At 26.9% G+C, this 12,716-nt stretch carries 12 protein-coding genes and 1 pseudogene; all 13 read left to right on the forward strand.

What is annotated here, in order from left to right; genetic code table 11:
- Positions 1-6: 6 nt before the first annotated feature.
- The 13 genes and pseudogenes from HMPREF1552_RS00400 to dtd all read left to right on the forward strand — a co-directional run bounded on the left by HMPREF1552_RS00400 (position 7) and on the right by dtd (position 12,704).
- Positions 7-870, forward strand: a complete 864-nt coding sequence (locus HMPREF1552_RS00400) for a lysophospholipid acyltransferase family protein (RefSeq protein WP_021743042.1) — start codon at positions 7-9, stop codon at positions 868-870.
- A gap of 89 nt (positions 871-959) precedes the next feature.
- Positions 960-1,361 carry a hypothetical protein gene (locus tag HMPREF1552_RS00405; protein ID WP_039900869.1) on the forward strand — a complete coding sequence of 134 codons (402 nt, stop codon included), beginning with the start codon at positions 960-962 and terminating at the stop codon, positions 1,359-1,361.
- A 12-nt stretch (positions 1,362-1,373) separates the two neighbouring features.
- Positions 1,374-2,948, forward strand: coding sequence for a ribonuclease Y (rny, locus tag HMPREF1552_RS00410; RefSeq protein ID WP_021743044.1), 1,575 nt, complete (start codon positions 1,374-1,376; stop codon positions 2,946-2,948).
- Positions 2,949-3,150: 202 nt separating this feature from the next.
- The gene (locus HMPREF1552_RS00415) at positions 3,151-3,930 is read left to right on the forward strand and encodes a TIGR00282 family metallophosphoesterase (RefSeq protein ID WP_021743045.1); all 780 of its coding nucleotides are present in this window, start codon (positions 3,151-3,153) and stop codon (positions 3,928-3,930) included.
- Positions 3,931-3,948: 18 nt separating this feature from the next.
- Positions 3,949-4,872 (forward strand): 50S ribosomal protein L11 methyltransferase, encoded by a 924-nt coding sequence (prmA, locus tag HMPREF1552_RS00420; RefSeq protein WP_021743046.1) that lies wholly within the window; start codon positions 3,949-3,951, stop codon positions 4,870-4,872.
- Positions 4,873-4,994: 122 nt separating this feature from the next.
- The gene (cmk, locus tag HMPREF1552_RS00425) at positions 4,995-5,639 is read left to right on the forward strand and encodes a (d)CMP kinase (RefSeq protein WP_021743047.1); all 645 of its coding nucleotides are present in this window, start codon (positions 4,995-4,997) and stop codon (positions 5,637-5,639) included.
- A 231-nt stretch (positions 5,640-5,870) separates the two neighbouring features.
- Positions 5,871-6,151, forward strand: a pseudogene (locus HMPREF1552_RS00430) (HU family DNA-binding protein).
- A 95-nt stretch (positions 6,152-6,246) separates the two neighbouring features.
- Positions 6,247-7,494, forward strand: coding sequence for a 3-deoxy-D-manno-octulosonic acid transferase (locus tag HMPREF1552_RS00435; protein WP_039900870.1), 1,248 nt, complete (start codon positions 6,247-6,249; stop codon positions 7,492-7,494).
- Positions 7,495-7,601: 107 nt separating this feature from the next.
- The gene (gene trmB / locus HMPREF1552_RS00440; RefSeq protein ID WP_021743050.1) at positions 7,602-8,432 is read left to right on the forward strand and encodes a tRNA (guanosine(46)-N7)-methyltransferase TrmB; all 831 of its coding nucleotides are present in this window, start codon (positions 7,602-7,604) and stop codon (positions 8,430-8,432) included.
- Between the two features lie 106 nt (positions 8,433-8,538).
- Positions 8,539-10,080 (forward strand): class I SAM-dependent methyltransferase, encoded by a 1,542-nt coding sequence (locus tag HMPREF1552_RS00445; protein ID WP_021743051.1) that lies wholly within the window; start codon positions 8,539-8,541, stop codon positions 10,078-10,080.
- Positions 10,081-10,435: 355 nt separating this feature from the next.
- Entirely contained in the window at positions 10,436-11,506 is a 1,071-nt protein-coding gene (locus HMPREF1552_RS00450; protein ID WP_021743052.1) for a mechanosensitive ion channel family protein, read from the forward strand.
- A gap of 84 nt (positions 11,507-11,590) precedes the next feature.
- A complete protein-coding gene (locus HMPREF1552_RS00455; protein ID WP_021743053.1) occupies positions 11,591-12,235 on the forward strand; it encodes an MBL fold metallo-hydrolase in 645 nt (214 codons plus the stop codon).
- 28 nt (positions 12,236-12,263) lie between these two features.
- Positions 12,264-12,704, forward strand: a complete 441-nt coding sequence (dtd, locus tag HMPREF1552_RS00460) for a D-aminoacyl-tRNA deacylase (protein ID WP_021743054.1) — start codon at positions 12,264-12,266, stop codon at positions 12,702-12,704.
- The last annotated feature ends 12 nt before the right edge of the window (positions 12,705-12,716 follow it).

A 12,716-nucleotide genomic window follows, 5' to 3' on the forward strand; every position in this document is an offset into this window, starting at 1 on the left:
AATAAGATGAAATATAAAATAAGTGAAGAAATAACAGGATTTTTTGTTATTTTGATAAAAAAGATTTTGTCAATTTTTTCTCTTAAAACAAGATATAGAATTTTTGAAAGTTTCGGGATGGCAGCATATTATCTTATAAAAAAAAGACGTCTACTTACGATAGATAATATAAAAAATGCTTTTCCTGAAAAAAATGATAAAGACATTGAGAAAATTGCAAAAGAATCATATAAGACAATGGGAAAGATGATTATGACTTCTATTTTTTTGGAAGAGATTACACGAGATGGGAATACTGTTGTAGAAAATGAGGAGCTAATGAGACAGGCTTGTGAAAATAATGAAAAGGCTGTTTTAATTGTTTCGCTTCATCTTGGCGGATTTGAAGCTGGCAGCAGAATGAGGGATATAAGAAAGTTTTATGCTGTTTTTAGAAATCAGAAAAATAAAAAAATTAATGACTTGATGACAAAATGGCGTGAAGAAGGAGGTCTTAATTCCTTGCCGTTACATGATAGTGATAATTTGAGAAAAGCAATAAATGAAAAATCAATCATTGCTCTTGCTTCGGATCATTATGGAAAAGATGTGGATGTGAAATTTTTTGGACGTGAAACAACTGGAGTTGCAGGACCTGTTTTGCTTTCTATGAAACATAAAATACCAATAGTTCTTGCGTATGCGGTGTTTGATGGAGATGTAATACGAGTTAAAAATAAGAAAATTATTGAAATAGAAAAGCAGGAAAAATTAAAGGAAACAATGCGATATAATATGCAAAAAATTTATCACGAATTTGAGGAAATTATTAGAGAATATCCAGAGCAGTATATGTGGCAGCATAAAAGATGGAGAAATAAGAAAAAATAGTGGAAAAAAACGAAAAAATTTATTTTTTCTAACTTGAATATGTGAAAAAATTGTGATAAAATTAAATGACGAAGTTTTTGGAGGAAAATATGAAAAAATATTTATGTCTATTTATTTTGTTGATTCTTATGAGCTGTACCAGCCTTACTGCCTCTGAAAAAAAAGTAACTCAAATTGAAGCTAAGACAATTAGCTCTCAAATAATGCAAGTTACAGAAGAGTTAAAAGATGCTGCCAGTTCAAACGAATATAATAAATTAAAAGAAGTTTTTTTACCTACATTTAAAAATAATATTATTGTAAAAAAAATGCAAGAATACGATCTTTCGGGATTGACATTTGTTTTTTCTGATGTTAATGTCGTATCTAAAAATAGGGCAAATAGTGTTATGGTAGTTAATTTTGCCACAGCAAGCAATTATTATAAACTAACTTGGAAAAAAACAAATGATAATACTTGGAAGATTTCAAATGTAGCTGAAAAAAAATAAGAAGGGAGAAAAATGAGCATATCAATAGCGATTTTGTTGATTGTTATTTTTTCTTTTTTAACTTTTTTTATAGCTTATTTTTTTGGGAGTTCAATTTTTAAGAAAAAATACGGAGATTTGAACGAACTGGAATTAAAAATCGTTGATGCTAAAAGAAGACTTGAAACATCAAAAAAAGAAGTTGAAAGAGAAATTGAATCGTTTAGAAAAGAAGAAACACTAAAAGTAAAAGAAGAATTGTTAAATGAGAAAAAAATAGCAGATGACGAAATAAAGAAAATGAAATCAGAACTTGCTACAAAAGAAGAAAGAATTGCCAAAAAAGAAGAGACATTAGAAACAAAAATGGAACGGTTGGAAGAAAGAGAAGCTAAAAATGAGAAATACCGTGAAAAATTGTTCCGAAGAGAAAAAGAACTAGAAGAAATGATTGCAAATGAAGAAAAAGAATTGGAAAGAATTTCAGAACTGACACAGGAAGATGCAAGAAAAATTATTTTAACTAAGTTGGAAAATGAACTAGATCACGATAAAGCTGTATTAATAAGAGATTATGAACATAATTTAGACAGGGAAAAAGATAGAATTTCAAAAAGAATTATTTCAACAGCAATTGGAAAAGCTGCTTCAGATTATGTTGTTGATTCTACAATTTCAGTTATTCAGTTGCCAAGTGAAGAAATGAAAGGTAGAATTATTGGACGTGAAGGAAGAAATATAAGAGCCATTGAAGCTGCAACAGGAGTTGATTTAATAATAGATGATACACCTGAAGCAGTTGTGCTGTCTTCTTTTGATGGTGTAAGAAGAGAAGTAGCTAAAATTGCACTTGAAAAATTGATTTCAGATGGACGTATTCATCCAACAAAAATAGAAGAAGTTGTAGCAAAAGCACAGCATGAAGTAGATGAAAGTATATTAGATGCTGCAGAACAGGCTATTTTAGAAGTGGGGATTCCAACATTGCCACGTGAAGTATTAAAAGTATTTGGACGTTTGAAATTCAGAACATCTTTTGGGCAAAATATTTTACAGCACTCAATAGAAGTTGCACATATAGCTTCAACTTTAGCAGCAGAAATTGGTGCAAACGTTGACATTGCTAAAAGAGCAGCATTATTGCATGATATAGGAAAAGCATTTTCACATGAGCAAGAAGGATCACATGCTATAAATGGTGGAGAATTTTTAAGAAAATTTTCAAAAGAAAGTGAAATTGTAATAAATGCTGTAGAATCACATCATAATGAAGTAGAGCAATTAAGCATAGAAGCTGTATTAGTACAAGCAGCAGATTCAATTTCAGCCTCAAGACCAGGAGCAAGACGTGAGACATTATCAAATTATTTGAAACGTCTAGAACAATTAGAGGAAATTGCTAATAGTCATGAAGGAATTGAAAGCTCGTATGCAATTCAGGCTGGAAGAGAACTAAGGTTAATCGTTCACCCAGATAATATTGATGATGATAAAGCTACAATACTAGCTAGAGATGTAGCAAAAGAAATAGAAGAAAAAATGCAATATCCAGGACAGATAAAAGTTACTGTTATTAGAGAAACTAGAGCTGTGGAATATGCAAAATAAATAAAAATGAACTAAAAGAGAGCTTATCCATTAAAAATATCTTTTTTAAGATAATTTTTATTCAGGAGGCTCTTTTTTATAGTAAAACCAACCTAAAAAGATTAAAATATCAAAAAAATAAATTAAGAAAAACTATAAAAAAATTATAATATGTAGTATAATAAATATTAGATAAATTTGAGATGCAAAGGAATGATTTTACATGAAATTTTTAATAATTGGTGATATTGTCGGTAGACCAGGTAGAACTACATTGTTTAAATATTTGGAAAAAAGAAAACAGAATTATGATTTTATTATTGTAAATGGAGAGAATTCAGCTGGTGGTTTTGGAATAAATGTAAAGATTGCAAAAGAAATGTTTAATCGGGGAGTAGATGTCATAACTCTTGGAAATCATAGCTGGGATAAAAGGGAAATCTATTCATACATAAATGAACAGAAAAATTTGATTAGACCGATAAACTATACAAAGGAAGCACCTGGAAGCGGTTATACAATTGTTGAAAAAAATGGAGTGAAAGTAGCAGTTATAAATGCCCAATGTAAAGTATTTATGCCACCAATTGCTTGTCCATTTTTGGCGGTTGAGGAAGTTTTGCCACAGATTAAGGAACAAACAGATATAATCATTCTTGATTTTCATGGAGAAGCCACTTCAGAAAAGCAGGCAATGGGATGGAACTTATCTGGAAAAGTGTCAGCAGTTTATGGAACTCATACACATACACAGACGGCAGATGAAAGAATTTTGCCAGGAGGGACTGGATATATTTCAGATATAGGGATGACTGGAGGACATGACGGTATTCTAGGAATGAATAGAAAAGAAAGTATACAAAGATTTAAGGACGGAATGCCAACAAGATATTCTGTATGTGAAGAAAACTTGAGAATCAATGGAATTGAGCTGGAAGTGAATGAAAAGACCGGTAGGGCATTATCAATTAAACGTGTGAACATGGGATATGATGAAATATAAAAAAAGGAAAATGAAAAAATGAAATGGATAAAAGTAAAAGTAGATTATTTTTCGGATAACTTAAAAGAAACGAAGACAAAATTAGTAAATATGTTTGATGAAATTGGAATTAAACAGATAGAAGTTATTGATTACTTTTCTGAAAATATACTGGATTATAATGCTAATTTTGCAATAAAAAATGATGTTTGGAGTATAATTGGATATGTTGTTGATAATAGATTTGCAAATACAAAATTAAATATTATTTTTAATAATTTAAAAGAATTTCAGAATTCAGATACAGAGTTTATGTATGAAATTTACACAGCTAAATGCAATGACGAAGACTGGCAAGATGAATGGAAAAAATATTTCCACACTGTAAATATAACTGACAACATTGTCATAAAGCCAAGTTGGGATAAGTATGAACCAGAAAATAATGAAATTGTAATCGAAATTGATCCAGGGCTTGCGTTTGGGACAGGAACACATGAAACTACTTCGTTGTGTGTAGAATTTTTAGAGAAATATTCGGAAAATAAAAAGAAATTAATGGATATAGGCTGTGGCTCCGGTATTTTGATGTTGATTGGGAAAAAATTAGGTGTGAAAAAGGTTGTTGGAATTGATATTGATGAAAAAGTTCGAGATGTTGTTTTGGAAAATTTTTCTAAAAATGATATAAATGATAATTTTGAAGTGATAATTGGAAATTTGGTAGATGATGTCAGTGAAAAATATGATTTAGTTGTGTCAAATATTTTGGTAGATGTTCTGGAAAAATTGCTTGAAGATATAGAAAAAACTCTGGAAAAAGGTGCAACTGTTATTTTTTCTGGAATTTTGAGTGAAAAGGAAGAGGCATTTGTGAAAAAGGCTGAAAATTATAATTTGGGACAAGTTGATAGAAAAGAAAAAAATAACTGGGTTTCACTTGTTTTTAAATATAAAAACTAATTGATTTAAAGTAGAAAAATCTCGTTATTTTTGTGAAATAGTCAAAATTTTCAATTTTAAAATAATTAAAATTTAAAAATAGAAAATGAAATAAAAATAATAAAAAAGAAAGTAGGAAGAATATGATAATTGCTATTGATGGTCCTGCTGGAAGTGGGAAAAGCACTATCGCAAAATTGATTGCAGAGGAGCTGGGACTTGTTTATCTTGATACAGGAGCAATGTATAGGCTTGTTACGTTAAAGGTTTTAAATGATGGAATTTTGGGTAATTTAGACAAAATCATAAAAATGCTGGATGATTTGAGAATTGATATTAAAGAAAACGGATTTTATCTAGATGATACAAATGTGAGTGAGGAGATTAGAAAACCTATTGTTTCGGAAAATGTATCCGATATTGCAGCGATACGTGAGGTTCGTGAAAAAATGGTCGATTTACAGAGAAAATTTTCAGAATCGAAAAATGTGATTCTAGACGGGCGTGATATTGGGACAATTGTTTTTCCAAATGCGGATGTAAAAATATTTTTGATTGCAGATGCCAAAGAAAGAGCGAATAGACGTTATAAGGAACTTGTTGCAAAAGGGGAAAATGTTAAAATTGAAAAAATTTATGAAAATATTTTGAAAAGGGATAAAATTGATTCAACAAGAAAAGAAAGTCCACTAAAAAAAGCTAATGATGCAATTGAAGTAGATACAACTTCTAAAAATATTGAGGAAGTAAAAAATGAAATTTTATATATAATTAAACAAAAGAAGTAATAAATTTTTTTTATACGAAAAAATTAGAATCTTATTTTAAACATATACATAAAAGCATGAAATTTAATAAATAATTTGATTTTATTTTTAAAAAAATTAGAAAAAACATAGAATGATAAAAAAATGAAAAAAAATCGAGAAATTTAAAAAAAATACTAGACAAATACTGAAAATAGTGTATAATAGTTTAGTACTTTAATTAAAGAAGAATAATTTGGAGGTTTGATTAATATGTCAAAAAAAGAATTTGTAGATGCTTATGCAAAGCTACAGGAGAAACTAAAAAAAGAGCAGAAGAATTGGTAAACCAATTTTTAGAAACTGTTGAAGAAACATTATTAAAAGGAGATTCTGTTCAATTTGTTGGATGGGGAACATTTGAAGTAAAAGAAAGAGCTGCAAGAACAGGAATTAATCCACAAACTAAAAAAGAAATTAAAATACCTGCTAAAAATGTTGTTAAATTTAAAGTAGGTAAAAAATTAGCTGATAATGTAGCAGAAGGAAAATAATTTTTACTTTGCAAATTAATAAAAGGCTATTTCTAATGTAAATTCATTAAGAGATAGTCTTTTTACTTAAAATTAAATTAAAAAATGAGGAAGATATGATTTTATATAATTTATTACGAATTCTACTTTATTTTATAATATCTATTCTGGCAATATTCAATAAAAAACTGTTAATTTTTTTTAAATCACGTCTATTTCAAAAAATGGGAAATGATAGTTTCCTTAATAGTAATAAAGAGACAATACTTATCCATTTCTCGTCAGTAGGGGAGTTTAATCTAACACAGGAATTAATTGAAAAAATATTGAAAGATAAAAAACAGAAATTAATTCTTTCTGTTATGACAGATACTGGATTTTCGGCAGTTAATAAAAAATATTATGAAAATAAGAATATTAAAATATTTTATTTTGCACTTGATGATTTTTTTGCAATCCGTAAAATTTATAAAAAATATAAAATTAAAAAAACAATTGTTATAGAAACAGAGATTTGGCCAAATTTATATTATTTTGCTTCAAAGAATGGAGAACTATTTATTGTCAATGGAAGGCTTACTGAAAAAAAATTAAAATCGTATCTTAAATTTAAATGGATTATAAAGAAAGTAATAAATTATGCTAAAAAAATAATGGTGCAAAGCTTTCCTGACAAAGAGAGATATGAAAAATTAGGAATTGACAAGAATAAAATCAAAGTTTATAAAAATCTGAAATATTCGATTAAATACAATAAAATCACGGAAGAACAGATAAAAAAATATCATGAAACAGTTATAGATAAAAATAAAAAAGTAATTGTATGTGGAAGTACACGTCCAAATGAAGAAAAAATTTGGTTGGAAGTATTTAAACAGATAAATATTAATAATGAATATCAATTAGTACTTGTACCAAGACATTTGGAAAGAATTAGTGAAATTGAAAATATTATTTTGGAAAATTTTTCAAAAGATGATTATTTGCTAATTACACAAATTGAAAAAGATAAATCAAATTATAAAATTCAAAATTATAAAAAAATAATTATAGTTGATAAAATGGGAGTTTTAACGGATTTTTATCAGATGGCAGATTTTGTCTTTGTTGGTGGAACTCTCACTGATATTGGGGGGCATTCGATTTTGGAGCCACTATATTATGGTAAAAAGCCAATTATTGGGAAATATTTTCAGAATATAGAGGAAATTGTGAAGTATGCTAAAGAGCTAGGATTTATTGAAATTGTGGAAAACGAAAATGAAATTATCGAATATTTGAAAAAATCTGAAAATATTGATACAAAAACATTTTTTGAAAAAAATAATGAGATAGATAAAATTTTGAAAGAAATTTTTGGTTGATATTATCTAAAATTTTATGGTGATTCTATTTTAAGATGAAAATAGAAGGCTAGACTCTGACTTTTAAGTTGAAAAAATAATTTTAAAAATAAGGAAAATAATTAAAAATGGAAAATACGAATAAAATTGAAATTATCGGAAAAAATGGACAAAAAATAAAAATTACAGAAGCTGAACAGAAACGAAGGAATAAAATAAAAAAAGTAAATGATGAATTTAAAAAAATTAATGCTGAAAAAAGTAAAATTATAAATGAAAAAGAGATTTGGAAGTACTTTTTTGAAAAGCCTAAAAAAAATTATAATAAATATATGTATGAAATGCTTGAATTTCCTGAGCATTTGATGTATAATAATAAAAGTGTTGATGAATATCGTGGAAAATGGAATGAGTTTTTTCAAAATAATAACGATATTTATTTAGAAATTGGCTGTGGAAGTGGAAATTTCACTGTTGTAAATGCACAAAAATTTAAGGACAGAAACTATATTGCTTTAGAATTACGATTTAAGAGACTTGTTTTAGGTGCAAAAAAATCTAAAAAAAGAAATTTAAATAATATTCTGTTTGTAAGAAAAAGAGCAGAGACAGTATTGGATTTTATTGGAGAAAACGAGATAACAGGAGTTTACATTAATTTTCCTGATCCTTGGGAAGGTGAAGAGAAGAAAAGGGTAATAAATGAAAACTTGTTTGTAAGACTTGATACTATAATGAAATCAGGTGGAATGTTATTTTTTAAGACTGATCATGAACAATATTATGAAGATGTCCTGGAATTAGTAGATAGACTTGATAACTATAAGACTATTTATCATACGAAAGATTTACATAATTCTGAAAAAGCAGATGAAAATATTAGAACTGAATTTGAAGAAATGTTTTTAAGCAAACATAATATGAGTATCAAGTATATTGAAATTAAAAAAGTTAAATAAAAATTTAAATTAATAAAATATTGAAAGGAGATTAAGTATAAGAATAAATCTTAGATTATGTAATGGTTAGAAAACTATTAATCTAGATTTCTTATATTAAAAAATTATGGAAAATAAAAATACATATAATGAAGTACTTTACAAATCTAATCCATTTAATTACACTATACCAGCATTACTAGAGGCTCAAGGAAAGTTATTTGGATTGACACCAAAGGATTCTAGAAAAGCTAGAGTCTTAGAATTAGGATCATCGTTTGGAGGAAATATTATAACACAGGCGTTGTATAATCCTGAAGCTGAATTTATTGGAGTTGATTTGACAGCGGAACAAGTAAAAAAAGGAAATGAAGTTATTGAAAAAATTGGATTACAAAATATTAAATTAATTGAAAAAAATATTTTGGATATAAATGAAGATTTTGGAAAATTTGATTATATTATCGTTCATGGTGTATTTTCATGGGTTCCTGAAATTGTGAAAGAAAAAATTGTGAAAATATGTAATGAGAATTTAGCTGAAGAAGGAATCGCTTATATTTCTTATAATACATATCCTGGATGGAAAGAACCTGATAAAATACGTGAAATGATGATTTATGCCAACAAGTATTTTCCAGAAATTTCATTAGGAGATAAAACTCAACGTGGAAAGACGTTTATTTCAATTGTGGCAGAACAAATGAAGAGTTACATAGATATTATTGAGAAAAAAGGAGATTTCGTTCATCAAATAGAAGAAATTTTAGGAATGCAAGATTATTATGTTGGACATGAGTACTTAGAAAATTTCAATAAACCAATTTATTTACATGAATTTGTAGATCTATTAAAAAAAGAAAATTTAGAATACATCTCAGATATTTCATTAAGATTATCTATTATAAGTGTATATAATGAAAGTACGAAAGAAAAGTTGTATCAGTTATCACAAGGTAATAATGTAATAAAAGAACAATGCCTTGATTATATACTTGATACTAAATTTAGAAGATCACTAATCTGCAAAAATAGTCAAATAGAAAAATTGAATTTTACTGAAACCTTCCCTAATGATATAATAGATTCATTTTTATTAACATCAAAATTTACAAAAGAAGAATTAGAAACTTTAAATGAAGAAAATATAAAAATGATAATGCTTCATTTTTTAGAAATACCAAATAAAAGTTTTAAGATTAATGATGCTATAAAATATTGGGAAGAAAATTCTCAAGAGGAAAAAACAGAAGAAGAGAGAAATGAAATTATCATGAATCTAAGAAAATTTGTTTTAAATAGTATGATTAATGGTAAAATAAAATATTACTGTTCTGAAAATGAAATAATAACTTATGAAGAAAATAAAGTTTATATTCCTAAAAAATTTAGAAATTATATAAGAGTTTTAACTATTGGAGAAGGAGTAGGAGCGATTGGAATTGGAAATTCTAGAAATGAAATAGTAGGTGATATAAATGATGTAGATGTAATTGTTGCAGATATTTTATCAGAACCAAAAACAGAAGCAGAAGCTATAAAAGAACTAGAAAAAACAAATATTTATAGAACAATGCCAACTGGAGAAAGAATACAGATAACTGCTAAGGAATATTTTCCTGAAAGTATAAAAAAATTAGAGAATCTAGGATACTTTGTTAAAAAATAGTGGAATAGAAATAATGAAATGTGACAGGTAAAAATATATACTTATCACATTTTTTGTTTTGTTAAAAAAATAATAAAAATTATAGTAAAACCCAGTCAAAACAGAGAGTTTTTCATGAAATTTCCATTAATTTATGAGATTTATAATTTTGGATTATAGACTGTCGAACAGGGCTAATATAATTTTATTTCTAAGTTACTTTACTTTATAATCAAAGTAATTTTAAAAATAAAAAGTTTAAAATAAGACGTGTACTATATTTAAAACTAACTTTTAAATAATTATATGAAAAAGAAATAAAAGGAAAGGAATGTATATATAGTTATACAACTTTTATATACTGTCATATATATTTATGAAAGAATTACAAAAATTTTTGGAATTAGAGAATATAATTAAATTTTTGAAAACTAATATATTTAGACTGTTTATAATCTTTTTAATTATAAAAATTGGAAAAATATTTAAGACTAGAATTGAAAAAATTTTGAAAATTATAATGGAAAAGTCAAATGTTGATAAAAGTTTAGCTTCATTTTTACTTTCAATTTATTCTATTTTATATTATTTTATTATAGTTTATTCTTCTATTGGAATTCTTGGAATTAACACATCTTCCATCACAACTTTTCTAGGAGCGGCTGGGATAATTTTTGGGATTGCTTTTAAGGAAACTTTGGGTAACTTTTGCGGTGGACTTATAATTCTTACATTTAAGCCATTTCGAGTTGGTGATACAATTGAGTATAATAATTATATTGGTACGGTTAAAAAGATTGAGCTTTTTTATACAAAAATGTTAAATCCACAAAATGAGCTTGTAATAATTCCAAATGGAATAGTTACGAATACGGAAATCCGGAACATTAAGCAGGATGGGGAGCGTAGGCTTGATTTGAAAATTGGCGTTTCGTATAAGAGTGATATTCAGAAAGTAAAGAAGGTCTTAGAAAGAATAGTGAAAGAAGAAACGATGGATGAAGTAGAAGAAACTAAAATAAAAAATAACTTGCTTGCAAAAATTCAGAATACAATATTAGAAAATAAAGAAAAAAGTAAAGTCAATTTATTTTCAGCGATTTTTTCTAGAAAAAAAATGAAGGAAGCTGAAGATGAAGTAACTAAAAAAATAGAAGAAGAAACTTCCAGAAATAGTAAAAATATGCAAAATACTGTAATATTGAAAAAAGATAGCGACGAGGATAAAAAGATGATTCTAGCTTCAAAAGATTCTATTATTGGAGTCGGAGAATTAGCTGAATCTGCGATAATTTTCTATATTTATGTTTATACACGTTCAGAAAATTATTTGAATCTTAAGCTAAAATTAAATGAAAAAATTAAGACTGAGTTTGATAAGGCTGGAATTGAGATACCTTATCCGCAAATGGATGTACATATAAAAGAATTTGAAAATAAGATGTAAAAAATGTTTAATCTAAATATTTTTAATTTTATCAATTTAATGTAAAGTAGTTAAAAATAATAGAAAAATATAAAAGGAGAAATTATGGAAATAAGGAGATTTTTGAATGATAATGCGGTACAAAGTAACTGTTATGTGATTTCTTATGGTAATGATTGCTACGTTGTAGATCCTGGTCAGGAAAAGATGAATGAAGTTGTTAGTTATATTAGTGAAAATAAATTAAATTTGTTAGCAATACTTCTTACTCACGGTCATTGGGATCATATTCTAGGAATTCCATCAATATTGGAATATAAAAAAGTTCCAATTTATATAAGTGAAGGCGGATATGAATTTTTGTTTAATCCTGAATTGTCACTTTTTGTTTGGAGAGAAGGAAAATTTGAATTAGATAAGGAAAGTGTTCAAATTGTAACACTAAGGGAAAATGATAAAATTGGAAAAGAAGGGAAAGTCCCTGAAAGCTGTCTAGAATTTAATTTTGAAATAATTGAAACGCCAGGACATAGCAGAGGGGATATTTGTTATTACGATAAGGTAAACAAGATATTGATTTCTGGAGATACAATGTTTCAAGGGACTTATGGAAGAGTAGATTTACCAACTAGTAATCCTATTGAAATGGGAAAATCATTAAAGAAATTATTGGCATTGGATGAAGATATCAAGGTTTATCCAGGGCATGGTTTTGATACTACAATTGGTCAAGAAAGAAGATATTATTAAAGTTATGATTTAAAGAATAAGGAAAAAAATGAAAATAATAGTTCAAAGAGTAAATTTTGCAGAAATATTTGTAAATAATAAATTTAAAGGGAAAATTCAAAAAGGAATAGTTGCATATATTGGAATTACTAACGGAGATTCTGTAAAGGATATTGATTTTTGCATTGACAAATTAATTAATCTGAGAATTTTTGATGATGAAAGTGGTAAACTAAATTTATCAGTAAAAGATATAAATGGAAATCTTCTAATTGTAAGTAATTTTACAATTTATGGAAACACAAAAAAAGGGAGAAGACCAAGTTATACTGATTCGGCACCAGCTAGTGAAGCTTATGAAATTTATAATCTTTTTGTAAAAAAACTGGAACAGACAGGAATTAGATTTGAAACTGGAGAATTTGGACAATATATGAGAATTATTTCTGAAAATGACGGACCTGTAAATTTGATAATTGATTCAAAATAATTTTAGAGAGGA

Origin of the sequence: Leptotrichia sp. oral taxon 879 str. F0557 (assembly GCF_000469385.1) — a bacterium.
Classification (GTDB): domain Bacteria; phylum Fusobacteriota; class Fusobacteriia; order Fusobacteriales; family Leptotrichiaceae; genus Leptotrichia; species Leptotrichia mesophila.